Origin of the sequence: Sphingobium sp. PAMC28499 (assembly GCF_004795815.1) — a bacterium.
Lineage (GTDB): Bacteria > Pseudomonadota > Alphaproteobacteria > Sphingomonadales > Sphingomonadaceae > Sphingobium > Sphingobium yanoikuyae.
In genome coordinates this window covers 1,194,203-1,218,826 of sequence record NZ_CP039248.1, presented here as the reverse complement: position 1 = coordinate 1,218,826, position 24,624 = coordinate 1,194,203, and the positions used below count along the sequence as shown (strand labels likewise).

25 protein-coding genes and 1 tRNA gene are annotated in these 24,624 nt (G+C 65.9%); 13 read left to right on the top strand and 13 right to left on the bottom strand.

Annotated elements, in window-relative coordinates; genetic code table 11:
* The first annotated feature begins 220 nt into the window (after positions 1–220).
* The 8 genes from E5554_RS05860 to E5554_RS05825 all read left to right on the top strand — a co-directional run bounded on the left by E5554_RS05860 (position 221) and on the right by E5554_RS05825 (position 5,982).
* Positions 221–1,210: a MarR family transcriptional regulator gene (locus tag E5554_RS05860; RefSeq protein ID WP_136186236.1), complete on the top strand. Its 990-nt coding sequence runs from the start codon at positions 221–223 to the stop codon at positions 1,208–1,210.
* Between the two features lie 68 nt (positions 1,211–1,278).
* A tRNA-Val gene (locus E5554_RS05855) sits at positions 1,279–1,354 on the top strand.
* A gap of 149 nt (positions 1,355–1,503) precedes the next feature.
* Positions 1,504–1,683 (top strand): hypothetical protein, encoded by a 180-nt coding sequence (locus E5554_RS05850; protein ID WP_069337532.1) that lies wholly within the window; start codon positions 1,504–1,506, stop codon positions 1,681–1,683.
* 54 nt (positions 1,684–1,737) lie between these two features.
* On the top strand, positions 1,738–1,965 hold the full coding sequence (locus E5554_RS05845) for a zinc-finger domain-containing protein (protein WP_136186235.1): 228 nt from the start codon (positions 1,738–1,740) through the stop codon (positions 1,963–1,965).
* A 56-nt stretch (positions 1,966–2,021) separates the two neighbouring features.
* Positions 2,022–3,464 (top strand): metalloprotease TldD, encoded by a 1,443-nt coding sequence (gene tldD, locus E5554_RS05840; RefSeq protein WP_136186234.1) that lies wholly within the window; start codon positions 2,022–2,024, stop codon positions 3,462–3,464.
* Positions 3,465–3,551: 87 nt separating this feature from the next.
* A complete protein-coding gene (locus E5554_RS05835; RefSeq protein ID WP_136186233.1) occupies positions 3,552–4,127 on the top strand; it encodes a DUF924 family protein in 576 nt (191 codons plus the stop codon).
* Positions 4,128–4,283: 156 nt separating this feature from the next.
* The gene (locus tag E5554_RS05830; RefSeq protein WP_004209785.1) at positions 4,284–4,622 is read left to right on the top strand and encodes a P-II family nitrogen regulator; all 339 of its coding nucleotides are present in this window, start codon (positions 4,284–4,286) and stop codon (positions 4,620–4,622) included.
* Between the two features lie 13 nt (positions 4,623–4,635).
* Positions 4,636–5,982 carry an ammonium transporter gene (locus tag E5554_RS05825; protein WP_136186232.1) on the top strand — a complete coding sequence of 449 codons (1,347 nt, stop codon included), beginning with the start codon at positions 4,636–4,638 and terminating at the stop codon, positions 5,980–5,982.
* 302 nt (positions 5,983–6,284) lie between these two features.
* On the opposite strand, the gene E5554_RS05820 is transcribed toward E5554_RS05825, so the two are convergent.
* The 4 genes from E5554_RS05820 to crtY all read right to left on the bottom strand — a co-directional run bounded on the left by E5554_RS05820 (position 6,285) and on the right by crtY (position 10,571).
* Positions 6,285–7,157 carry a phytoene/squalene synthase family protein gene (locus tag E5554_RS05820; protein ID WP_247594390.1) on the bottom strand — a complete coding sequence of 291 codons (873 nt, stop codon included), beginning with the start codon at positions 7,155–7,157 and terminating at the stop codon, positions 6,285–6,287.
* A gap of 171 nt (positions 7,158–7,328) precedes the next feature.
* A complete protein-coding gene (locus tag E5554_RS05815) occupies positions 7,329–7,910 on the bottom strand; it encodes a TIGR00730 family Rossman fold protein (protein WP_010335596.1) in 582 nt (193 codons plus the stop codon).
* 31 nt (positions 7,911–7,941) lie between these two features.
* Positions 7,942–9,423 carry a phytoene desaturase gene (locus tag E5554_RS05810; protein ID WP_017503709.1) on the bottom strand — a complete coding sequence of 494 codons (1,482 nt, stop codon included), beginning with the start codon at positions 9,421–9,423 and terminating at the stop codon, positions 7,942–7,944.
* Positions 9,423–10,571: a lycopene beta-cyclase CrtY gene (crtY, locus tag E5554_RS05805; protein ID WP_136186230.1), complete on the bottom strand. Its 1,149-nt coding sequence runs from the start codon at positions 10,569–10,571 to the stop codon at positions 9,423–9,425. Before crtY ends, E5554_RS05810 begins: the two co-directional genes overlap by 1 nt.
* 341 nt (positions 10,572–10,912) lie before the next feature.
* On the opposite strand from crtY, the gene E5554_RS05800 reads away from it, so the two are divergent.
* The 3 genes from E5554_RS05800 (at position 10,913) to dmeF (ending at position 13,031) form a co-directional block, all read left to right on the top strand.
* Positions 10,913–11,110 carry a hypothetical protein gene (locus E5554_RS05800; RefSeq protein WP_017502519.1) on the top strand — a complete coding sequence of 66 codons (198 nt, stop codon included), beginning with the start codon at positions 10,913–10,915 and terminating at the stop codon, positions 11,108–11,110.
* 623 nt (positions 11,111–11,733) lie between these two features.
* On the top strand, positions 11,734–12,006 hold the full coding sequence (locus tag E5554_RS05795) for a metal/formaldehyde-sensitive transcriptional repressor (RefSeq protein WP_010335593.1): 273 nt from the start codon (positions 11,734–11,736) through the stop codon (positions 12,004–12,006).
* On the top strand, positions 12,003–13,031 hold the full coding sequence (gene dmeF / locus E5554_RS05790) for a CDF family Co(II)/Ni(II) efflux transporter DmeF (protein WP_136186229.1): 1,029 nt from the start codon (positions 12,003–12,005) through the stop codon (positions 13,029–13,031). Before E5554_RS05795 ends, dmeF begins: the two co-directional genes overlap by 4 nt.
* A gap of 194 nt (positions 13,032–13,225) precedes the next feature.
* On the opposite strand, the gene E5554_RS05785 is transcribed toward dmeF, so the two are convergent.
* The 3 genes from E5554_RS05785 to E5554_RS05775 all read right to left on the bottom strand — a co-directional run bounded on the left by E5554_RS05785 (position 13,226) and on the right by E5554_RS05775 (position 15,922).
* Positions 13,226–13,654, bottom strand: coding sequence for a TIGR01244 family sulfur transferase (locus E5554_RS05785; RefSeq protein WP_010335591.1), 429 nt, complete (start codon positions 13,652–13,654; stop codon positions 13,226–13,228).
* 133 nt (positions 13,655–13,787) lie between these two features.
* Positions 13,788–15,560 (bottom strand): DNA helicase RecQ, encoded by a 1,773-nt coding sequence (gene recQ / locus E5554_RS05780; RefSeq protein ID WP_136186228.1) that lies wholly within the window; start codon positions 15,558–15,560, stop codon positions 13,788–13,790.
* Positions 15,561–15,601: 41 nt separating this feature from the next.
* Complete coding sequence (locus E5554_RS05775) at positions 15,602–15,922, bottom strand: hypothetical protein (RefSeq protein WP_136186227.1); 321 nt, start codon at positions 15,920–15,922, stop codon at positions 15,602–15,604.
* Positions 15,923–15,960: 38 nt separating this feature from the next.
* On the opposite strand from E5554_RS05775, the gene E5554_RS05770 reads away from it, so the two are divergent.
* Positions 15,961–17,085 (top strand): serine hydrolase, encoded by a 1,125-nt coding sequence (locus E5554_RS05770; protein WP_136186226.1) that lies wholly within the window; start codon positions 15,961–15,963, stop codon positions 17,083–17,085.
* On the opposite strand, the gene E5554_RS05765 is transcribed toward E5554_RS05770, so the two are convergent.
* From E5554_RS05765 to E5554_RS05740, 6 genes are all read right to left on the bottom strand, one after another.
* On the bottom strand, positions 17,082–17,867 hold the full coding sequence (locus E5554_RS05765) for a PhzF family phenazine biosynthesis protein (protein ID WP_136186225.1): 786 nt from the start codon (positions 17,865–17,867) through the stop codon (positions 17,082–17,084). The two genes, E5554_RS05770 and E5554_RS05765, sit on opposite strands and share 4 nt — an antisense overlap.
* Before the next feature lie 80 nt (positions 17,868–17,947).
* Positions 17,948–19,729 (bottom strand): SLC13 family permease, encoded by a 1,782-nt coding sequence (locus E5554_RS05760; RefSeq protein WP_136186224.1) that lies wholly within the window; start codon positions 19,727–19,729, stop codon positions 17,948–17,950.
* 262 nt (positions 19,730–19,991) lie between these two features.
* Complete coding sequence (gene aroC, locus E5554_RS05755) at positions 19,992–21,065, bottom strand: chorismate synthase (RefSeq protein WP_136186223.1); 1,074 nt, start codon at positions 21,063–21,065, stop codon at positions 19,992–19,994.
* A gap of 27 nt (positions 21,066–21,092) precedes the next feature.
* On the bottom strand, positions 21,093–21,899 hold the full coding sequence (gene fabI, locus E5554_RS05750) for an enoyl-ACP reductase FabI (protein ID WP_004209757.1): 807 nt from the start codon (positions 21,897–21,899) through the stop codon (positions 21,093–21,095).
* A complete protein-coding gene (locus E5554_RS05745) occupies positions 21,896–22,819 on the bottom strand; it encodes a YihY/virulence factor BrkB family protein (protein WP_004209756.1) in 924 nt (307 codons plus the stop codon). Before E5554_RS05745 ends, fabI begins: the two co-directional genes overlap by 4 nt.
* 56 nt (positions 22,820–22,875) lie before the next feature.
* Entirely contained in the window at positions 22,876–23,796 is a 921-nt protein-coding gene (locus E5554_RS05740; protein WP_136186222.1) for a J domain-containing protein, read from the bottom strand.
* Between the two features lie 135 nt (positions 23,797–23,931).
* Here E5554_RS05740 and pdxH point away from each other — a divergent pair, with 135 nt between their 5' ends.
* The gene (gene pdxH / locus E5554_RS05735; RefSeq protein WP_037521916.1) at positions 23,932–24,507 is read left to right on the top strand and encodes a pyridoxamine 5'-phosphate oxidase; all 576 of its coding nucleotides are present in this window, start codon (positions 23,932–23,934) and stop codon (positions 24,505–24,507) included.
* The last annotated feature ends 117 nt before the right edge of the window (positions 24,508–24,624 follow it).

Here is a 24,624-nt window from a genome sequence, read left to right as displayed (position 1 = left end):
CCTGCGACGAAATGAGTCCATTTCGGATCGAATAGGCAGAACAGGGCGCCCGCATCAGCCGGCGCCCTTTTCGTTTGCGCATTCCCCCCGATATCGCGGGCGCGTGACGGCCATCACGACAGCCCCGTGCATTTGCGCCATTATGGAGTCAGCGCCGGCTGCGCCCGGTGGGCAAGCGGCTAAGCTGCGGAACATAACAGGCACGGGAGATTGCGTGGTGATGGCCGATCCCTTCTCGACCGATCATGATAGCCCCTATGCCGCGCCGGATGACCGGCGTGGGCTGCTGATCGTTGCCGATGACGAATGGTTCGACGATGCCGCCATGCTGGCCGATGCCGCCGGCCTGCGCCTGCTCGGCACCGTGCCGCTCGGCCAGGCCGCCGTCCGGCTCGACATGCAGGTGGGCTGCGACGTCGTGCTGCTGCTCTGCCACCAGCCCGATCCATTGCTCGAACGACTGATCGTCCAGGTCGAGACGATCGCGATTCAGAATCGCATGGCGGTCGTCCTGCTCGCCGGGATCGAGACGCTCGACATGGCCTATGCCTGCATGCGCAGCCCGCAGACCCAGTTGCTGTGCAGTCCCGACAATAGCGACATCGCCGCCGCCCTGCTCGCCGCCGCGCACGGCGACGCACTGCCCCATAATCTGCATGACGCCACCCATGAAAGCGACGGCAACCGGCTGCAGCGGCTGAGCGAGGAAGTCAGCCGTCTTGCTCGCACCATCGAGGCCCTGACCGATCGGCCGCGCCCTACGCTCCCCGCGTTCGACATGCCCGCGCGCATCGCCGACCGCCAGGGCGGCTATACCGCCATGCCGGCCATCGCCACGATCGGTGCGGCCACCATGGCGGAAACCGCCTCCGTCACCGCCGCACAGGTCCGCGACCTGCTGCGCGCCCGCCGGCTGCGCGCCGATTTCCTGCCCGGCGACCTGTTCGCCGATCCGGCCTGGGACATGATGCTCGACCTGCTCGCCGCCCGTCTGGAACAGGCCCATGTCTCTGTCTCCAGCCTGTGCATCGCGTCCGCCGTGCCGCCGACCACGGCGCTGCGCTGGATTCGCACATTGACGGACAAGGCCCTGGTCGAGCGCCGCGCCGATCCGCATGACGGTCGCCGCATCTTCATCGCGCTCGCCGACGACGCGGCTGAGAAGCTCATACGCTGGTTCGGTGCCAGCCATCGCTATCGCGCGCATTGATCTGCCGCATCGGATAAAGGCCGCTTGACCCGCGCCCAAAAAAATCTAGAAGCGCCCGCACCCCATGGGGGCGATTAGCTCAGTTGGTAGAGCGTCTCGTTTACACCGAGAATGTCGGCGGTTCGAGCCCGTCATCGCCCACCAGTTTCGCCGAATGAGAAGCCGTCCGGGGGACGGCTTCCGGCGAAACTCCCGAGCGACAGCGAGGGCTTGGCCATCCAGGCAAAACCCGCCCCGATCCGCATCCGTAACATTCATCCTGCAGCAAGCATGGTTCCGGCATCTTGCCGTCCATGCCGATCAGCTTCTTCCTTGGCGGCTCCGTCGCGCCGATATTGCTGATGCTGTCGCCCTTCGCGGTGATGGCGGTCGGCAATTGCGCCGACTGGCAACCCAAGACCCCAAGCGCAAGGATCGCGGCAAAGCCCCCCGCCGACGCCGGCTGCACCCAGCCCCGCTATCCGCTGATGTAATCGCGCGCTGCCAGATATTGCGGCGCCGCGTCACCGCTGCTAATTCCGCCTCCCATGATCCAGCCGCCCGAAATCATCCGAGTCACCAAGTCCCGCGTCTCCTGCGACGGTTCGGGTGACATTCCCGCCGCCCTTGGCCATCCGCGCGTCTTCCTGGAAATCGACGAGCATGGCTATGTCGATTGCGGCTATTGCGATCGCCGCTTCGTGCTGGCCGGCAGCGTCGCCGACAATGCCGAGATCGGCAGCAAGCCGGACATCGCCTCGGGCGCCAGTCTCTAAGGCACCCTCTAAAATTTCCATTGGGCATCCGTCATGCCGCGCCTATATCGGGCGGCATGACCGATCTCGCTTCGCAATTCACTGATGCCCGCGGCCTGCTCTATCGTCCGGGCCTGCTCGATCCCGATGGCGCGCGCCGCCTGACCGCGCAGGCGCTTTCGGCCTGCGACGATGGCGAGCTGTACCTCCAATATCGCGCCAGCGAGAGCTTCGGCTTCGACGACGGCCGGCTCAAGACCGCCGATTATTCGACCGATGCGGGCTTCGGCCTGCGCGGCGTCTCGGGCGAGATGACCGGCTTTGCCCATGCCAATGACCTCAGCGAAGCGGCGATCGCCAAGGCGGCGCAGACGCTGACCCTGCTCGATCCGGCCAAGGGCCAGCCCGCCCCGCCGCCCCAGCGCACCAATCGCCACCTCTATACCGATGCCAATCCGCTGGAGCTGGTGCCCTTCGCCGAGAAGGTGACCCTGTGCGCCGCGATCGACGCCGCCGCCCGTGCCCGCGACCCGCGCGTCGCCCAGGTCTCGGTCAGCCTCGCCGGCAGCTGGTCGGTGATCGAGATCGTGCGCGCGGACGGCTTCACCGCCAGCGACATCCGCCCGCTCGTCCGCCTCAACGTCTCGGTCATCCTGGAGGAAAATGGCCGGCGCGAAACCGGCGTGTTCGGTATTGGCGGCCGCTATCTCTACGATCAGGTGATGGACCCCAAGATCTGGAACCGCGCCATCGACGAGGCGCTGGCCCAGGCCCAGGTCAATCTCCGCTCGGTCGCCGCCCCCGCCGGCGAAATGACCGTGCTGCTCGGCCCCGGCTGGCCGGGCGTGCTGGTCCATGAAGCGATCGGCCATGGCCTGGAAGGCGATTTCAACCGCAAGGGCACCAGCGCCTTTTCCGGCCGGATCGGCCAGCGCGTCGCTGCGCCGGGCGTCACCGTGGTCGACGATGGCAGCATCCTCGATCGCCGCGGCTCGCTGTCGATCGACGACGAAGGCACGCCGACCCAGGAAAATATCCTGATCGAGGACGGCATCCTCAAGGGCTATATGCAGGATCGCCTCAACGCCCGGCTGATGGGCGTCGCGCCGACCGGCAATGGCCGCCGCGAATCCTATGCCCATGCGCCGATGCCGCGCATGACCAACACCTTCATCAAGGGTGGTCAGGACGATCCGGAAGAGCTGCTGTCGCGCGTCAAGTCGGGCATCTTCGCCAAGAGCTTCGGCGGCGGCCAGGTCGACATCGTCTCGGGCAAGTTCGTCTTCTCCTGCACCGAGGCCTATAAGGTCGAAAATGGCAAGATCGGCGATCCGATCAAGGGCGCGACCCTGATCGGCGACGGCCCGACCGCACTGACCAAGGTGATCGGCATCGGCAATGACTGGGCGCTCGACGAAGGCATCGGCATGTGCGGCAAGGGTGGGCAGAGCGTGCCGGCCGGCGTCGGCCAGCCGACCCTGTTGATGGACGGGCTGACTGTCGGCGGCACCGCCGCCTGACCCCATTCCTGCCATGGCGGCGCGGTCACCCGACCCGCCGCCGCCATGGGCCGAGGAACCGGGCGGCGATCGATACGTATTTTGCGTATGAACATGCTGACCGACAGCCATGACGCCGTGACCGCCGACTGGGCAGCGGCCCTGCTCGACTTCTGGTTCAACCAGGTGGGCGAGAAAGGCTGGTACAGCCATGATCCGGCACTGGACCAGCATTGCATCGACCGCTTCGCCGTCCTGTGGAGCGAGAAGCGGACGCTTCCGCCCGAAAGCTTCCTCGACCGCGCCGACGATGCGCTGGCCGCCGTGCTGCTGTTCGACCAGCTGCCCCGCAACATGTTCCGCGGCCAGGCCCAGGCCTTTGCCACCGACCCGATCGCTCGTGAGGTGGCGCGCGGCGCCATCGCGCTGGGCTATGACATCCAGATTGGCGGGGCGGGCCGGCTCTTCTTCTACATGCCGTTCCAGCATAGCGAGGATCTGGCCGATCAGGAGCTGTCGCTCTCCCTGTTCGAAGGGACCGGTGACGCCCGGTCGCTCGATTTCGCCCGCCAGCATCATGCAACCATCGCGCGCTTCGGCCGTTTTCCCCATCGCAACGCTGCCCTTGATCGCACCACCCTGCCCGCCGAAGCGGCAGCGGTCGCCGAGGGAGCGCAATGGTAGGCGGGAACATGCCTATTTTTTAGGCATGGCTGTGCATTTGCACATTTTTTCGGCGGCGCAACAATCTCCCCTAGTGGAAATCCCGCGTTAATGCGTCATTAGCAAATTGGCACGCCTCTTGCTGGTATGTCGCCGCACACCAAATAAGGGGGCGACATGAAACTTGTCATGGCTATCATCAAGCCGTTCAAGCTTGACGATGTCCGCGAGGCTCTTTCCTCGCTTGGCATCGCCGGTATGACGGTCAGCGAAGTGAAGGGCTTTGGTCGCCAAAAGGGCCAGACCGAAATCTATCGCGGCGCCGAATATTCCACCAACATGGTTCCCAAGATCAAGATCGAGGTGGTCTGCGACGACGACCTCGCGCCGCGCGTGGTGGAAGCGACGCAGGCCGCCGCCAATTCGGGCGCGATCGGCGATGGCAAGATCTTCGTCCTCGATGTCGGCCAGGCCGTGCGCATCCGCACCGGCGAGACCGGCGAAACCGCGCTGTAAGAAGGGGGGAATAATGACCTTTTCGAAGAAACTCTGCGGCGCGCTGGGGGCCACCGGCCTTTCGCTGTTCGCCGCGCTGCCCGCCTGGGCACAGGACGCGGCCGCGCCGGCCGCGACCGTGGACAAGGGCGATACCGCCTGGATGATGACCTCCACCATCCTCGTCTTCCTGATGATCCTGCCCGGCCTCGCCCTGTTCTACGGCGGTCTTGCCCGCAGCAAGAACATGCTGTCGGTGATGACGCAGATCGGCGCCGCCGCCTGCCTCGCCATGCTGATCTGGGTCATGTACGGCTATTCGATGGCCTTCGGTCCCGATTATACCAGCGGCCTCTCCAACTTCGTCTCGACCTTCGACAAGGCCTTCCTGAAGGGCATCACGCCCGCTTCGCAGGCTGCGACCTTCACCGCCGGCGTCGAGATTCCGGAATATGTCTTCGTCTGCTTCCAGATGACCTTCGCCGCGATCACCGTTGCGCTGGTGCTGGGTTCGGTGGTCGAACGCATCAAATTCTCGGCCGTGATGGTGTTCGCCGCCATCTGGCTGACGATCGTCTATTTCCCGATCGCGCACATGGTCTGGGCAGCTTCGGGCTATTTCTTCAAGGCCGGCGCGCTCGATTTCGCGGGCGGCACCGTCGTTCACATCAACGCCGGCGTCTCGGCACTGGTGGCCTGCCTCATCCTGGGCAAGCGCATCGGCTTCCCCAAGGAACCGATGGCTCCGCACAGCCTGACGCTGACCGCCGTCGGCACCGGCCTGCTGTGGGTCGGCTGGTTCGGCTTCAACGCCGGTTCGGCGCTCGAAGCCAATGGCTCGGCCGCCCTCGCCATGATCAACACCTTCGTCGCCACCGCATCGGGCGCCCTGTTCTGGATGCTGGCTGAACGCGTCAACGGCCACAAGGCGTCGGCCCTGGGCTTCTGCTCGGGCGTCATCGCCGGCCTCGTCGCGGTCACCCCGGCCGCCGGCAACTCGGGCCCGTTCGGTGCGATCGTGCTGGGCGCCGTTGCCTCGATCATCTGCTTCTATGCCGTCACCGTGCTCAAGCCCAAGCTTGGCTATGACGACAGCCTGGACGCCTTCGGCATCCACGGCATCGGCGGCATGATCGGCGCCATCGGCACCGCCATCGTCTACTCGCCGGCCCTCGGCGGCCCCGGAGCGGCGGACTATGAAATCGGCGCCAAGCTGCTCGTCCAGATCGAAGCGGTCGTCGTGACCATCATCTGGGCCTCGATCGGCACCACCATCGCCATCTTCATCGCCAAGGCCATCACCGGCCTGCGGGTCAGCCAGGAGGTCGAATATGAAGGCCTCGACCTCGGCGAACATGGCGAGCGCGCCTACAACTACTGAGATTGGCAGGGCGGGCCGCCCGACCGGGATACGGCCCGCCCGCCTCGCCTTGTTCCTCCTGCGAACATGCCTTGGGGTCGGTGTGAAAACACCGGCCCTATTTTTATCCACAGGGCAGGCAGTCGGAATTGGGGGGCTGGCAGCGACCAGAAGCGGACCTGTTCCCCCTCCCGCAGGCGGGAGGGGGTTAGGGGGTGGGCTGGGCATCGCGAAAGCCCACCCCGCAGCGACTAACGCGCTGCGCGCGCAAGTCTCGCTACCCCTCCCGCGTGCGGGAGGGGAATAGCGGAACCCACCCCAAGTCAGACAGTAGGCCGCGTCCACAACCTGGCAGACCGCGCTGCCCCTGCCGGCCAGCGCCGCGCCCGTCCCGGCACCTGCCGTCCCGCGCGGATCACCCAGCCCAGCTTCTCGCGCCCCGGCGTCACCACGCGATGGTCCCAGGCATGCTCGCCCCGCCGCGCCACTTCGCGCGCGATGTCGCCATAGATGCCCGCCGCCGCCAGCACTGCCCAAGCCGCCCGCGCCGGCAGCGCGCCGGTGCCATGGCGCGCGCTGTCCTCATAGGCGGCCGCCATGTCGGCCAGTCGCTGGCCCAATATCGCCAGCTGCGGCCGCAGCCAGGGCTTCATATGCTCGCCGGGGGGCATGTCCATTTCCACCAGCCATTCGACCGGCAGGTAGCAGCGGTCGGCCAGTTCATCCTCGCTGATGTCGCGGGCGATATTGGCGAGCTGGAACGCGATGCCCAGGTCACAGGCGCGGTCGAGCGTCGCCTCGTCATCCGGGTCGACGCCCATCAGCACCGCCATCATGCAGCCCACGGCGCCCGCGACATGATAGCAATAGCGCAGCATGTCGGCCTCGCTGCGCGGCCGCCAGTCGCGCGCATCGAGTGCAAACCCCTCCAGCAGGTCATGGGCATAGCGGTGCGGGATCGCGCATTCGCGCATGACGACGCCAAAGCCGTCAAAGGCCGGGTCGCCGGTCGGCTCGCCGCGCAGCGCCGCATCGGTCAGCACCCGCAGCGTCGACAGCCGCGCCTGTCCGTCGGCCACGCCCCGCATCGTCCCGCCATGGTCCTGCCCATCGGCGATATCGTCGCATTTTCGGCACCAGGCATAGAGCAGCCAGGCCCGCTCGCGCGTCACCGGGTCGAACAGCTTCGACGCCATGGCAAAGCTCTTCGAGCCCCGCGCGATGCTGTCGCGGGCATGGGCGACCAGGGCGGGGCGATTCCATTCTCCCCTCCCGCCTGCGGGAGGGGCCGGGGGAGGGCCTGTTAAGTCCATGAAGCGGACATGCCCTCCCCTAACCCCTCCCGCAAGCGGGAGGGGAATATTATTTCAGAGCCGCGCGGCCTTCATCGCGAAGATCGTCTCATGCGGCTGATAGGCGGCCATCTGGTCCAGCAGCCCCTCGATGCTGTCATCATGGATCATGATGCCGGCATGCTGCGGCCGGATGAAGCCGGCTTCCACCATCTGCCGGTTGAAGCCGATCAACTGGTCATAGAAGCCCGCGACATTGAGCAGGCCGACCGGCTTGTTGTGATAGCCCAGCTGCGCCCAGCTGATCGCTTCCCACAGCTCGTCCATCGTGCCGACGCCACCCGGAATCGTGACGAAGCCGTCCGACAGGTCGGTGAAGAACTGCTTGCGCTGGTGCATGGTCTGGACGACGTGCAGTTCGGTGCAGCCGCGATGCGCGACTTCGGCGCCGACCAGCGCCTCGGGGATCACGCCGATCACCTCGCCGCCCGCCTCCAGCGCCGCGTCCGCCACCGCGCCCATCAGGCCCAGCCGCCCGCCGCCATAGACGACGCCGATTCCGCGCTGTGCCAAAGTGCGGCCGACATGGCGCGCCGCGTCGATATAGGTGAGGTCGGCCGGTGTCGCCGAACCACAATAAACAGCCAGTCTTTTCATCATCTTCCAGTCCCGAAGCGCCGCGCGCTCCTCAAGCCATGTCCTGCAGCATCAGCGCCGCGGTCGCCTTGGCGCTGCCCACCACGCCGGGGATGCCCGCGCCGGGATGGGTGCCGGCCCCTACCAGATAAAGGTTGGGAATGACATCGTCGCGATTATGGGCGCGGAACCAGGCGCTCTGGGTCAAGAGCGGCTCCAGGCTGAAGCCGCTGCCCAGATGGGCATTGAGGTCGCGGCCGAAATCGCTCGGCGCATAATGGAACTGGGTCACGATGCGCGACCGGATGTCGGGGATCAGCCGATGCTGGATCTCGTCCAGGATACGCTCGGCATAGGCCGGGCCGAATCGATCCCAGTCGATCGGCAGCTTGCCCATGTGCGGCACCGGCGCAAGCGCATAGAAGGTCGAATAGCCCTCTGGCGCCATCGACGGATCGGTGACGGTCGGATGGTGCAGATAGAGCGAGAAATCCGCCGGCAGCACGCCATGGCTGTAGATATCGGTCAGCAGCCCCTCATAGCGCGGGCCGAACAGGATCATATGGTGGGGAATGCCCGGCCAGCTGCCCTTGATGCCGAAATGCAGCACGAACAGGCTGGGCGACCATTTCTTGTGCTGCAGCTTTTCCGCCTGCTTCTGCCCGCGCGGATGATGGCCCAGCAGGTCGCGATAGCTGTGCATCAGGTCGCCATTGCTGGCGATCGCATCCGCCTCCCCGCGCCAGCCCGACGCGGTGCGCACTGCCACCGCCCGATCGCCATGGGTCTCGATCTCGACCACAGCGTCGCCCAGCCGCAGCACGCCGCCCAGCCGCTCGAAATGGGTCGCCATGCCCTGCACCAGCCGGTTGGTCCCGCCCTTGGCGAACCACACCCCGCCATCCTTTTCCAGCTTGTGGATCAGGGCATAGATGCCGCTGGTGGTCATGGGATTGCCGCCGACCAGCAGGCTGTGAAAGGACAGCGCCTGGCGCAGCTTCTCGTCCTTCACATGGCTCGATACGATCGAATAGACCGATCGCCAGGCCTGATATTTGGCAAGGCTCGGCCCCGCCCGCACCATCGAGGCAAAGTCGAGGAAGGCGACCGAGCCGAGCTTGCGATAGCCCTCCTCATAAACGCCATCGGCATAATCCAGGAACCGCTCATAGCCCGCGACATCCTCGGGATTGAGCTTGGCGATCTGCGCGCGCAGCGCCACCTCGTCGTTGGAATAGTCGAAATTCGTGCCGTCGCGCCAGTTGAGCCGGTAGAAGGGCGACACCGGCACCAGGCTGACATCCTGCGCCATGTCGTTCCCCGACAGGCGCCACAATTCGGCCAGGCAGGCCGGATCGGTGATGACCGTCGGCCCCGCGTCGAAGGTAAAGCCGTCCTTCTCCCACATATAGGCGCGGCCACCGGGGCGGTCGCGCGCCTCGATCAGGGTGGTTGCCACCCCGGCCGACTGCAGACGGATGGCCAGCGCCAGGCCGCCAAAGCCCGCGCCAATGACAATCGCTTTCCGCTCCATCAGGCGGGTGGGTTCAGCAATGCGTGCATGGCATCCCTTATGCGCACCGGGGGACGCCCGCACAAGATGCGGATGCGATCGGCGATGGTCGATCGCCCAGCATAGAAGCGCTGGATCAGCCCCGGCCGCAATCGATAGAAGCGCGCAAAGATGCGCCAGCGCTGGTCCGGCACCGCAGCGCCGAAGAGCATCCGGCCAAGCAGCCGATAATAAAGTCCCTTCTTCCAGTGCGCCGCAGCATAGGTCCGCGTTGCCGCCGGCAGGCCCTTCAGCGGCTGCTCCACCAGCCAGGTCGCGAATCGCACCGCATCGGGCAGCGAATAGCCGGTCATCGGCTGGAACAGGCCGGCCTTCACCCCGGCCCGCGCGACCGGGTCATCGGCTGGCCAGTAGCGGTCGAAATCGCCGCCATGCACCACCGGCAGAACGCCGCTCTCGCTGTGGATAACTTCCTCCACCTGCCAACCCTGCGCCTGCGCATAGGCGGCGATCCGCTCCGCGATCCCTGTCTCGTCCAGCGCCGGCCCGTCGCTATAATAGGTATCCTCGACAAAGATCGTCCGGGCGTCACGCGGCAGCAGATAGACGAAGCGATAGCCGTCGATCTGCGCCACCGTCGCGTCCATGATCACCGGCCGCGCAATCCCGTGCGGCTGCGCCAGTCGCAGCGTCTGCCCGACGAATTTCTGCCAGCCACAGCGCACCGCCGACAGGTCGCCTGCCCCCCCAGCATCGATCATCGCAGGCGCGCTGATCCGCCGCCCGTCCTCCAGCACCAGAAATTGCCGGCCGATCGTCGCCACCTGCGCGCCGGTCAGCAGGCGTTCGCCCAGCGCCGCCCGCACATGCGCGTCGAAACGGGGGGAGGCGATGCTGTTATAGGGCGTGCCGAGCTGCCGCCGATAGCCGGGAAAGCGCACTTCATGCCCCTGCGACCAGCGGCTGCTGACCAGCGGATCGACCAGCCAGCGGTCGCGCGCATCGACATCCCCGTCGAAGAAGGACCAGATATGATTGCCGCCGACATGATCGGCCTGCTCGATCAACAGGATGCGCGTACCCGGCCGCCGCTCGGCAAAGGCAAGCGCGATCAGCCCCCCGGCAAGGCCCCCGCCGATAATCGCAAGATCGCATTCCAGATCAGCCACCCACTCCTGTTAGCGACGCCGACGCCAAAGGCAAAGCCGGACGGGCAGGCAGGGGTGTCCGGGATGGGTGGGAACAAGACATTCCTCCCCGGCACGGGGAGGGGGACCGCTCGCGTAGCGAGTGGTGGAGGGGCACAGGCCGGATAGCGCATCGCTAAGAGGCACCTGCCCCTCCGTCAGCGCTTCGCGCTGCCACCTCCCCAAGCAAGCTTGGGGAGGAACTGGAAACGTCAGCTTCTGGTCGTTTCTTGTCCGGCAGCTTCGCCGTATTGAATCAGCTTTCCTTGATCATTGAAACCCGTCTGTAGGCCCGACAATGGAAATGCGATAAACCTGCCTGCATGGCAGAACCATTCAACGATGACCTGATCGCTGCAAAGTCGGTGTTTGCATTGGCGGGACTTGCAGCGATCATTGGAGGAATACTCCTATTCAATGCTCACGCCCAATCGGTCTGGGGCATTGTAAAAGGCCTCGTCGGCATCAGCCTGTGGATCGCTGCCGTCATCGGCGGCCGCGCATTCTATAAAGGCCTCTAGTTCAAAACGCGATGTATGAGTTCACCGCCTGGTTACCCACCCGGCGGTTCTGGGCAAGAGTGCCTGCTTTTTGGCAGATCAACAAGGGATGGGAATGGCAAGAAATGGTCCTGGCCGCCCTACCCACATCCGTCATGCCGGGCTTGACCCGGCATCCCACTTTTCTATGCAACAAATAAAGAAGCGAGACCCCGGCTCAAGGCCGGGGTGACGATGGCTGCTTCTGGTCGTCAGTTGCCATCCTCCCGTCCGTCATGCCGGGCCTGACCCGGCATCCCGCTTTCCTACCCGGCCTTTCTCTGATCTACCCTGGGCGATGGACACCCGCTCCACTTTCCAGCCCTCGCCGCCAAGCCGCTGTCGCCCGACCGGCGCGCAAGTGTCGTTTTCCTGTCGCCTCGTTGCCCTCTCCCTGTCGCGTCGAAGCCGCGTCATCATGCCCCGGCTGTCGCGCGCCTGTCGCTTCATTGGCGCGTGGCAGGCGCTTGGCCGGCGCATTGGCCCGAATTTACCCGCACGACACTGTGAACTTCGACTGTCGCGTCGATTCTCGGCTTCAATTGGCATCCCAGCCATCGCCGGCGCCTTGCCCGACTTATCCACATAGTATAGGGGGGTATCCTATGCATATCATTGCGGATCGGGACAAATTGCTGGCGCGGGTGCGCCGCATCGCGGGGCAGGTCAACGCCGTCGAACGCCAGCTGGCGGGCGATGCGGGCTGCTCGGAAACGCTGCAGCTGGTCGCCTCGGTGCGCGGCGCGGTCGGCAGCCTGATGGAGGAGCTGATCGAGCAGCATATGCGCGAACATGTCGCCCGTCCCGGCCTGACCGACGAAGCGCGCACGGCCGCCACCGAAGAAATGCTGGCGCTGATCCGCCGCTACGGGAAATGACCATGCACGACGATCACGCCCATGGGCACCATCATCATGGCGCCGGCTGCAGCCATGACCATGCGCATCATCCCGCCCCGGCCGCCCCGCCACCGACCGACAAGGATGGCGAGGAACGCCATTATTTCGACCATATCTATCTGAGCGCCGGGCATGACAAGAATGCCAGACGCACCCTGTGGGTCGTCTGGCTGACCGCCGCGACCATGGTGGTGGAAATCGCCTTCGGCTGGATCACCGGGTCGATGGCGCTGCTGGCCGACGGCTTCCACATGGCGACCCATGCCGGTGCGCTGGCGGTGGCCGCCGCCGCCTACAGCTATGCCAGGCGCCATGCCCGCAATCCGCGCTACACCTTCGGCACCGGCAAGGTCGGCGACCTGTCCGGCTTTGCCTCGGCGCTGCTGCTGCTGCTGACCGCGCTGTTCATCGCGATCGAATCCGGCATGCGCCTGTTCGAGCCGGTGCAGGTCGCCTTTGGCGAGGCGACCCTGGTCGCGATCATCGGCCTGGTCATCAATCTGGTCAGCGCCCTGCTGCTCGGCCACGACCATAGTCATGATCATGGGCACGGCCACGCGCATAACGATCATGACCATGATCACGACCACAAGAGCGGCCATGCCGACAACAACCTGCGCGCCGCCTATGTCCATGTGCTGACCGATGCGCTGACGTCGGTGCTGGCGATCGCCGCGCTGCTGGCCGGCCGCTATCTCGGCTGGTGGTGGCTCGATCCGGCGGTCGGCCTGCTCGGCGCGGTGGTCATCGCCCGCTGGGCCTGGGGCCTGATGAAGGACACCGCCGCTATCCTGCTCGACACCGCCGAACCCGCGCTGATGGCCAGGGTGCGCGGCCTGGTCGAAGCGGAAGGCGCCACCATCCGCGACCTCCATGTCTGGCGCATCGGTCCGCACGCCCATGCCGCGATCATCAGCCTGGCGCCCGGTGCCGACGGCGCCCGTGTCCGCGAACGGGTGCGCAGCCTGCCGCGCATGGAGCATGTCACGGTGGAGTGCGGCTGAGCGTCCGCTTGAGAAAGCCGGTTCCGGCCCGCTCCCCCGCCCTGTCCTACAGAGCCGGGCCCATGTTAGGCTGCGCCCGGCTCCTTCCCATCGTCCGGCGTCCCCATCCTTCTCGCAACATGATTTCCTACTTGAGCAAGGAAATGTCGAAATGTGCGGGAAATATGCGAAGTTAAGCGGACGAAATCCTATTTTCAGGCGGGCTTCAGCGCATCCATGATCTGGCGCACCGGGCCAAGATCATAGCCCGCAGCCGTCGCCTGCGCCGACAGCGCATCGGCATCGTCGCCGGCCCGCGCGCGGGTCAGCGCCCACAGCAGGGTGCTGCGCGTGCCCGACCGGCAATAGGCCAGGATCTTGCCCTCGCCCGCCTGCTCCATCGCGGCGGCCATGCCGTCGAGCTGCCAGGGCGCAAAGCCGCCATGGGCCACCGGCACGGCGGCATAGGCGACGCCGGCATCGATCGCCGCCGCCTCGACCGCGGCACCGTTGGTCTGGCCCGGCTCCTCGTCATCGGGGCGGTTGTTGATGATCATGGTCACGCCCAGCGCCTTGGCGGTCTCCACCTGATCGACGCTGATCTGGGGCGAGACATAAAGACGGTCGGTCAGCTGGCGGAACATGGGCAAATCTCCTTCGCCCCCGCCATGCGCCCGCCCGCCACAGGATTCAAGCGTCTGCACGCCCAACCGGCATCGATGCCCCTTCATCCGTTCGTTTCGAGCCTGTCGAGAAACGGGGCCACACGCTCATCCGCTACAGATAGGGCCGGATCGCCGCCAGGAAGGCATCGCCATAGGCGTCCAGCTTCTTCTGCCCGACGCCGCTCACCATGCCCAGCTCATGGATGGTCGCCGGCCGTTGCTCCGCCATTTCGCGCAGCGTCGAATCATGGAAGATGACATAGGGCGGCACCCCGGCATCCTGCGCCAGTTCGCGGCGACAGGTGCGCAGCGCATCGAACAGCGGATCGCCGACCGGATTGGCATCGCTGCCATTGCGGGCATTGCGCTTCTTCCGCTCGCGCCGCGGCGGCACCAGGATGCGCACTTCCTCCTCGCCGCGCAGGATCGGCCGGGCATTGGGCCCCAGCATCAGCCCGCCATGCTCGGTCGTCTCCAGCGCGTCCCGCACCAGCAGCGCGCGCGACACCGGCCGCAGCAGCGTCGTCTCATCGCCATCGACGATCGCATAGACGGAGATCTTGTCATGCCCGCGCTCGCGAATCTTGTCGGTCACTGCGCCGCTCAGCACCGCTTCGATATGGCCCGCGCCAAAGCTCTGGCCGGTGCGATAGACCGCCGACAGATATTTACGCGCGGTCTCGGTCGCGTCGACACTGGCCGGCGGAGTCAGGCAATTGTCGCAATTGCCGCAGGTCGCGGGCGGATTCTCGCCAAAGTGCCGCAGCAGGATCGCGCGGCGGCAAGTCGCGGTTTCCACCAGCGCCCCCAGCGCCGCGATCCGCGCCCGCTCGCCCTGCTGGCGCGCCGGTTCCAGCTCCATGATGCGCTGGCGGGCACGGGCGAAATCCTCCGCCCCCCAGAAGAGATGGGCGACCGCCGGCTCACCATCGCGGCCGGCGCGGCCCGATTCCTGATAATAGCCCTCGATCGACTTGGGCAGGCCGGCATGGGCGACGAAGCGCACGTCGGGCTTGTCGATCCCCATGCCGAAGGCGACGGTGGCGACCATCACCATATCCTCGCTGGCGATGAAGGCGGCCTGGTTGGCGGCGCGCTGGGCCGGGTCCATGCCGGCATGATAGGCGCGCACCGCCCGGCCGCCGCGCCCCAGCGTCTCGGCCAGCTTCTCGGTCGCGGCGCGGGTCGGCGCATAGACCACGCCCGGCCCCGGATTGGCGGCAAGCAGGTCGGCCAGCTGCCGGGTCAGCCCGTCGCGCGGATGGACGGCATAGCGGATATTGGGCCGGTCGAAGCCCGAGATGATGAGGCCATCCTCGGGAATGCCGAGCTGGACGAGGATGTCCTTGCGGGTATGCGCGTCCGCCGTCGCCGTCAGCGCCAGCCGCGGAACATCGGGAAATTCATCGAGCAGCGGCCGCAGCAATCGATAGTCGGGGCGGAAATCATGCCCCCATTCGGACACGCAATGCGCTTCGTCGATCGCGAACAATGCGACCTTCGCCGACCGCAGCAGATTGCGGAACCCCTCGCCGCTCGCCCGTTCCGGCGCGACATAGAGCAGGTCCAGCTCGCCATTGCGCAGCCGGTCCTGCGTTTCGCGCCAGTCGGCATCGACGCTGGTCAGACTGGCGGCACGGATGCCCACCGCGGTCGCCGCGCGCAGCTGGTCATGCATCAGCGCGATCAGCGGCGATACGACGACGCAGCAGCCATCGAGCGCCACGGCCGGCAACTGGTAGCAGAGCGACTTGCCCGCGCCGGTCGGCATGATCGCCAGGGTCGGCTGCCCCGCCATGACCCGGCCGACTACCTGTTCCTGCACACCGCGGAACGTCGTGAAGCCGAAAATATCGTGGAGCAGCGTGGGAATGTCGCGGGGCATGAACCGGCCTTAGCGAGTCAAGCCTATCGGTGCCAGCCCGCTTACCCCACCGGGTCGAGCAGACAGCCCCAGCCCGGCTTGAAGCGCGCGGTGCGCGACGCCAGCAGCGGGACATGCGCCTCGACCGCCCGTTCCTCCGGCTTGTCGGTCAGCCGCACCATCGCCATGCCCGGCTCCTTGTCGCCCTGGCAGCTGCCCATGGCGCGGCCCTCGACATAGCGGCAGGAACAGGTCAGCCGCGCGCCATAGGCCGAGCCGAGCTGCGCACGGGCGCGCAGGGTCGACCAGTTCCACGCCAGCGCGACCAGCAGCACGACGACGATCACCGCCGCGACGATCCACCATTTACCACGAACCGCCATGGTCCTTCTTCCCGCCTCCATGCTAAGGGCGCCGGCTTATGCAGATCGAGAAGCGAATCGTAAAGCGCCTTGCCATGGGTGCCGGACTGGTGGCGCTCGTCCTGGCCGGTACGCTGGCGGGGCGCGCGGCCCATGCGCCCGAGCCCGTCTATAGCGTCGACACCGACGCGGTGGTCAGCGCCAGCGCGCTGCGCGGCGCGATCGATCCGCTTTTCGACGACAAGGAGATGGGCGATACCCGCGCCCTGCTGGTCATGCGCGACGGCAAGGTGATTGCCGAACGCTATGCCCCTGGCATCACCCCCGACACGAAATTGCTGTCCTGGTCGATGGCCAAGAGCGTGACCGCGGTGCTGGTCGGCCTGATGGTGTCGGACGGGCGGCTGGCGCTCGATTCGCCGGTGCCGGTCGCGGCCTGGAGCCAGCCGGGCGATCCGCGCGGCCGCATCACCCTGCGCCAGTTGCTGTCGATGACATCGGGCCTCGACCATGCCGAGGATGGCGAGCCGATCACCGACGGCGACACCGTGCGCATGCTGTTCATGGACGGCGCGCAGGACATGGCGGCCTATGCCGAATCCAAGCCGCTCGCGCATGTTCCCGGCGAGGTCTTCTCCTACTCCACCGGCAGCACGATGATCCTGTCGGACCTGATGACCCGGATGCTGACCAACAGCCCCCATCCCGACGTGCGCCGCCGGGCGATGCAGATGTTCATCGACGGCCGGCTGAAGGCACCGGGCAAGCTGTCCAGCCTGACGCCCGAATATGACGCCAATGGCACGCTGATCGGCGGATCAATCATGCACATGACCGCGCGCGACTATGGCCGCTTCGGCGAATTGCTGCGCAACCATGGCCGCTCCCCCAACGGCCATCAGATCGTGCCGGAAAAATGGGTCGACTATATGCGCGCGCCCTCGCCCCGGAACGCGGCCTATGGCGCCCATCTCTGGCTCAACCGCGACAGCAGCGAGAGTGCGCTGATGCCCGGCCTCGCCTCGGCCAGCCTGTTCGGCTGCGTCGGCCATAATGGCCAATATATATTGGTCGCACCCGGCCAGCGGCTGACGATCGTGCGGATCGGCATGTCGCCCAAGAAGGAACAGCGCACCGCCGTGAAGGCGCAACTGGCCCGGCTGATCGGCCTCTTCCCCGGTTAAAGGGTGAATATGCCCTCGATCACGGTGCGACAGGCGCCGGTCATCACCACCCGGTCGCCCTCCAGCCGGCAGCCCAGCCGCCCGCCTCGCGCCGACGCCTGATAGGCGCTGATCGCATCCTTGCCGAGCCGCTCTGCCCAATAGGGCGTCAGCAGGCCATGGGCCGATCCGGTCACCGGATCCTCGTCGATCCCGCCGCCCGGCACGAAGACGCGGCTGATGATGTCGCTGTCGTCGCCCGGCGCGGTCGCCATCAGCAGATTGTCACCCAGCTTGCGCAGGGTCGCGAAATCGGGCTCCAGCGCACGGATCGCATCGGCGTCGCGATAGACGAAGATCGCATAGCCGCCCTCGCGCCAGCGCGTTTCGACGATGTCGCCGCCCATCCCCGCCGCCAGCTCCGGCAGCGCCTTCGGCGCGCTGGTCCAGGCGGGCAGCGACAGTTCATAGCCCTCGCCCGCACGGGTCACGGTCAGCACCCCGGCATGGTGGGTGCGAAAACGGATGGCATCGCCCTGCATCAGCACATGGCCGCTTGCCAGCGTGGCATGGCCGCACAGCTTCACCTCGACTGCCGGGGTGAACCAGCGCAGCGCATAATCGGCCTCCGCATCGTCCGGCGTCGGAACGGTGAAGGCGGTTTCCGACAGGTTGTTTTCCGCGGCGATCGCCTGCAACACCGCATCGTCGAGCCAGGCGTCGAGCGGCATCACCGCCGCCGGATTGCCGGTGAAGGGCGCGTCAGCAAAGGCGTCGACCTGGGTGAAGCGAAGGCGGGTCATGGGCGATACTCCTGATGGATCGCCGCCTTCATGCCGGGCCCGCACCCGTGCCGACAGGGCCGGATGCGGGCAATTGGTCCCTAGCCCAGAATCACCAGCGCCGCGCACACCGCAGTGCCGACGATCAGGTTGAGCGGCACGCCGATGCGCACGAAATCGGCGAAGCGATAATCGCCCGCGGCATAGACCAGCGCATTGGTCTGATAGCCGATCGGCGTCGCGAAACAGGCCGATGCCCCGATCATCAGCGCAATCACGAGCGGGCGCGGATCGGTCCCCAGCTGATGCGCCAGCGCGATGGTCAGCGGGGTCAGCAGCGCCGCGACCGCATTGTTGCTGAGCAGCTCGGACAGGATCAGCGCCGCGAAATAGACGATGAAGACCAGGCTCCATTGCGGCGCGACCTGCATCAGCGGCGTGATCCAGCCCACCATCAGCGCGACGCTGCCCGCCTGTTCCAGCGCCAGGCCGACCGCCAGCATGGCAAAGATCAGGATCAGCACATCGCCGTCGATCGCCGCCCAGGCCTCCTCCGCATCGATGCAGCGGGTGACCAGGATCACGCCGACGGCGATGAAGGCGGCCAGGCCGATACCGATCACGTCGAGCGCCGACAGGATCACCACCGCGGCCATCGCCAGGATCGCGATCCATGCCTTGCGCGGGCGGAAGGCACGGGTGCGGCTGATGTCGACGCCGATCAGGTTGGGATTATCCTTCAGCGAACGCATCGCGTCATCGCTGCCCGCCACCAGCAGCCGGTCGGCGCCGCGCACCCGCGTATCGGCAAGGTCCGGGCCAGGCAGATGGCGGGCGCGATGGATGCCGATCAACCGGACACGCAGGGCATGGAGGAAAGGAATGTCGATCAGCCGCTTGCCGATCGAGGGATGGCTGGGCGCGACCATCGCCTCGATCACCGTGCCCTCGCGGGCGGAAGTCTCAGAATCGGCGGCGATGCCCAGTTCGAAATCGCCCGATTCGCGCAAGGTCATGATCGCCGTTCCATCGGCGCGGACGATCAGCCGGTCGCCGACATGCAGTTCCTCCTGCTCCAGGTCGTGGCGTCGTATCTCGCCGGCCCGCTTGAGCCCGATCAAGGTGACCGAGCGGCCAAGGACGGACAATTCGCCAATCTCCCGTCCGACCACCTCGCTGTCCGGCGTCACGACCAGTTCGGTCAGATATTCCTGCACATTGCCGCCATTCTCGCCCGCGATCGAGGGCGGGTCGCTGGGCAGTAGGAAGCTGAGGCAGGCCAGGCCGATGACGCCAGCAATGGTGCCGGCCAGGCCATAGGGGGTGATATCGAAAATGCCGAAGGGCTGCATGCCCTGTTCGGCCGCGATGCCCGCGACGATCAGGTTGGTCGACGTGCCGATCAGGGTAACGCAGCCGCCCATCACCGCCACCGCATTCATCGGGATCAGCAGCTTCTTGACCGGATAGGCGGTCGCCTGCGCCAGACGGAACATGATCGGGATCAGCAGCACGACGACCGGCGTGTTGTTGAGGAAGGCCGACAGCAGCACCGTGCCCACGGCAACCTCCACCAGCGCGAGCCGCGGATGCTTCTGCGCCCGGACCATGACCAGATCGGCGATGCGGTTGATCGTGCCGGTACGGATAAGCGCGCCCGACAGCACGAACATCGCGCCCACGGTCAGCGGCGCGCTGTTAGAGAAGACTGAGAAGAGCGATTTCTCGTCGAGCAGGCCGAGCAGCGCGAAGGCACAGGCACCCAGCACCGACACGACGGTCGGGGAATAGCGTTCGCGCACGAAGGCGACGAACATGCAGGCGAGAATGACCAGCCCGATTTCCGCGCGGTAAATGCCCAATAGCGCGGTGATGAAATGCATCTCGTCTTGCCCCCGTTTGATCGCGTGATCGCGTCTCTAACGGAGGTGAAACGAAATGGGCCAGCCATGGTTGCATGGCTGGCCCGTGTCGCGGCTTCAGGGGACGTTTTGACCGTCAATCCACGCATAGCGTGCTGACGCTCCCCAGGCTTACGCTCTGCCGCTCACCCTCCCGCGGGTGACCATGTCATCCTAGCGTAACATGGGCGAGTCGTCTCGCATCTTTTGCACATTCGGCGCGCGATTGGCGCAGTTCGGCGCGTCAGTCGGCCCCGCACTGGGCGCGGTGCAGCAGCTTCTGGTCGGCCAGCACCAGCGCCATCATCGCTTCGACCACCGGCACGCCGCGAATGCCGACGCACGGGTCATGACGCCCCTTGGTGATGATATCCGACGCATCGCCTTCGCGGGTCACCGTCTCGACCGGAATCAGGATCGAACTGGTCGGCTTGAAGGCGATCCGCACCTTGACCGGCTGGCCGGTCGAAATGCCGCCGGCGATGCCACCGGCATGATTGGCCAGGAAGACCGGGCCATCGGCGCCGGGCCGCATCGGATCGGCATTCTGCTCGCCGCGCAGCCGGGCGGCTGCGAAGCCGTCGCCGATTTCCACGCCCTTGACCGCATTGATGCTCATCATCGCGCTCGCCAGTTCGCTGTCGAGCTTGGCATAGAGCGGCGCGCCCCAGCCAGCCGGCACGCCACTGGCCACGCATTCGACCACCGCGCCGAACGACGAGCCATCCTTGCGCGCGCCATCGACCAACGCTTCCCAGCGCACCGCGGCTTCGGCGTCAGGACAGAAGAAGGGATTCTGCCCGATCTGCGAAGCGTCGAAATTGCCATAGTCGATCGCGTCGCCGCCGATCTCGCTCACATAGGCGAAGATATCGACTTCGGGGATAACCAGCCGCGCGACCGCGCCTGCCGCAACCCGGCTGGCGGTCTCGCGCGCCGAGGATCGCCCGCCGCCGCGATAATCGCGAAAGCCATATTTGGCGTCATAGGCATAGTCGGCATGGCCGGGGCGATAGGCCTTGGCGACTTCCGAATAATCCTTCGATCGCTGGTCGGTATTCTCGATCATCAGGCTGATCGGCGTGCCGGTTGTCCTGCCCTCGAACACGCCCGACAGGATGCGTACCTCATCGGGTTCGCGCCGCTGGGTCGTGAACTTCGACGTGCCCGGCTTGCGCAGATCGAGCCAGGGCTGGATGTCCGCCTCGCTCAATGCCAGACCCGGAGGGCAGCCATCGACCATCGCGCCGATCGCCGGGCCATGGCTCTCGCCCCAGGTCGAGAAGCGGAAGACGCGACCGAATGTGTTGAAGCTCATATCCGTTCCAATCCGGTCGCGTCGTTCTTACTTGTCCAGCGCGATGTCGGGCGCGTCTTCGGCCTTCATGCCGATGACATTATAGCCCGCATCGACATGGTGGATCTCACCCGTCACGCCCGAAGCGAGGTCCGACAGCAGGTAAAGGCCGGCACCGCCGACATCGTCGATCGTCACGTTGCGACGCAGCGGCGAGTTCAGCTCGTTCCACTTCATGATGTAGCGGAAATCACCGATGCCGCTGGCGGCCAGCGTCTTGATCGGGCCGGCCGAGATCGCGTTGACGCGGATATTTTCCGGGCCCAGGTCCATCGCCAGATATTTGACGCTGGTTTCCAGCGCCGCCTTGGCCACGCCCATGACGTTATAATGGGGGATGACCTTTTCCGCGCCATAATAGCTCAGCGTCAGCAGGCTGCCGCCTTCCTTCATCAGCTTGCGCGCGCGGGCCGCGACGGCGACGAAGCTGTAGACCGAGATGTTCATGGTCATCAGGAAATTGTCGAGGCTGGTGTCGGCATAGAGGCCGCGCAGCTCATTCTTGTCGGAAAAGCCGATCGCATGGACGACGAAGTCCAGCTTGCCCCAGCGCGCCTCGATCTCGGCAAAGGCCTCGTCCAGCTTCGCCATGTCGGATACGTCGCAGTCGATCAGGAAGTCCGAGCCCAGCTGTTCCGCCAGCGGCTTGACGCGCTTGGCCAGCGCCTCGCCCTGGTAGGAGAAGGCCAGTTCCGCGCCCTGCGCATGCAGTTGCTGCGAAATACCCCAAGCCAGCGACTTGTCGTTCGCCAGCCCCATGATGAGCCCGCGCTTTCCCGCCATCAAGCCTGTCATATCGTCGTTCCGTTCCCTTTGTCCTGCACGGTGCCGGCTGCTTCGTCTTCCGGAAATTCCGCCAGTGCCGCATTCAATTCGGCGCCAATTACCACGCCGAGCCCCACGAGAAAGAAAAAAATGAGGGTGATCATGACACCGGCCAGACTGCCATAGGTCCGGTCATAGCCGCCCAGCATCGACAATGTGACCGGCAATAGCAGGGTGACGGCATACCACCAGAGCGCGGTGGCGACGGCGCCGGGCCATTTGGGAAAGCGCTTGTCACGGTAGAGCGACGGGGTCAGCGAGACATAGAGCGAGTGGAGCGCCACGCATAATATCGCCATCGGCACCAGCTTGGCCGAGGAAACCCAGGCGATCGCCTCATCCGCGAAGGGCAGCAGCCGGTGGAGCAGCTGGTCCACCGCGGTAATCATCACCTGCATCGAAAAGGCGAACATCACCGCCAGCACGCTGACCAGCGTGATCCCGACCGACGCCAGCCGGTAACGCCAGAAGGGCTTGGTGCTCTTCGTCCCATAGGCGCGGCGCAATATGTCGCGGATCGTCTCGATCAGGCTGCCCACGGTCCAGAGCCCCACCAGACCGCCGAACCAGAGCAGATTGCCGGAACGCGCCTGCAACACATCGCTGATCGGCTGGCGCACGACATCGGCGACGCCGCGCGGCACGGTATAGAGAAAGGCATTCACCGCCGACAGCCCGTCCGACGTGCGGCCGAAGACGCTGGCGACGGCGGCCGCGACGATGAAGAAGGGAAACAGCGTCATCAGCGAGAGATAGGCCAGGTTCCCCGCATGGATGAACCCGTCACTATAGACGCCCACCATCACCCGCTTGGCGATCTCGAAGCTGCGCGATCCCGGCCGGACCCGATCGATCTGGCGATGGAATTTCTCCTGCGCCTGCGCCGCCATGTGGCGGCGCGACTCCGGACTATAGGGGGAAGGCAGCGGCACCCTTGCCGAACGTCCTAGACGCCCAGATGGGTCCGCACCGCGCGACCATCCTGCCAATCCTCAACCAGCTGGAGGATCACCGGATCATCGGCAGGCACGTCGATGAGCAAGGTCACAAGCTGGTCGCCGCGCTGGCCATCCTTGCCGGTAAAGCCCTTGCCGCGCAGGCGCAGCGTCTTGCCCGATGTGGTGCCGGCCGGCACGCCCAGCATCACCGGACCATCGACGGTCGGCACCTTCACCTTGCCGCCCTTCACCGCCTCGTTGATGGTGATCGGCAGGTCGAGCAGCACATTGTCGCCATCGCGCTTGAAGAAGGGATGCGACTTCACCTCGATGGTGACGATCGCGTCGCCCGCGCCGCCAGCGCCGTGCTGCCCCTTGCCGGTCAGACGCATCTGCGTGCCGGTTTCAACCCCGGCGGGCAGCTTCAGGTCGATCGTCTTGCCATCCTGCAGGGTGATGCGCTGCGGCGCCAGCGTCGCCGCATCAACGAACTGCACCGCCAGCCGATAGGCGACATTGGCCCCCTTGGCGGGCGGCGCGCCGCGACCAAAGCCGCCGAAGCCGCCGCCTCCCCCGGCGCGACGGCCCGCACCGCCGAACAGGCCTTCGAAAATGTCACCGAAATCGGCGCCGCCCTCGTTGAACTCGAACCCGCCGGGACGGCCACGCCCGCCGCCACCGCCGCCAAAGCCGAAGGGGGCTGTCGGATTGCCATCGGCATCGATCTCGCCCCGGTCGAAGCGGGCCCGCTTGTCCTTGTCCGACAGCAGGTCATAAGCGTTGGTCACGGCCGAGAATTTCTCCGCCGCCTTCGGATTGTCCTGATTCTTGTCGGGGTGATATTGCTTGGCCAGCTTGCGATAGGCGGACTTGATCTCCGCTTCGCTCGCGCTGCGCGCCACACCCAGAGTGGAATAGGGATCCGCCATCTATCATCCTGTTATGCTGAACCGGTATTTGCCGCATCACGGCCATATCGCCCCTATGTGGCCGAAGGCCGGGCATCGTTCAAGCTGCGGCGCATCCGTATCGACAGTGCGGTGCCGGGAATCTAAGGCAGGGGCATGACCGATCCCTTCGCCCTTTTCGACGAGTGGTATGCGCAGGCGCGCGAGACCGAACTCAATGACAGCAACGCCATGGCGCTGGCCACGGCCGATGCACAGGGCCGCCCGTCGGTCCGCATGGTGCTGCTCAAGGGCCATGGCCCCGACGGCTTCATCTTCTACACCAATTTCGAAGGGCGCAAGGCGGGCGACCTCCTCGCCAATCCGCATGCCGCCCTGCTGTTCCACTGGAAGTCGGTGCGCCGCCAGATCCGGATCGAGGGCAGCGTCGGCCCGGTCGACGACGCGACCGCCGACGCCTATTTCGCCACTCGCAGCCGCGACAGCCAACTCGGCGCCTGGGCTTCCGACCAGTCCCGCCCGCTGCCCTCGCGTGCCGTCTTCATGGATCGCTATGAGGAGGTGCGCGCCCGGTTCGAGGGCGGCCCGGTGCCGCGCCCGCCTCACTGGTCGGGCTTTCGCCTGACCCCGGAACGGATCGAGTTCTGGCAGGATCGCGAGCATCGCCTGCATGAACGACGCGTCTTCACCCGCCAGGAAAATGGCTGGAACGAAGGGCTTCTCTACCCCTGAGCGAGCACCATGCCATTGTCCTGCCGTAAAACAGGGCGCGGAATATGGTGGCTCATTCGTCTATCCCCGCACAGTCCAAGCCTGCCCGATTGCGGGCTGGCCGGGCGCCTGTTAGGT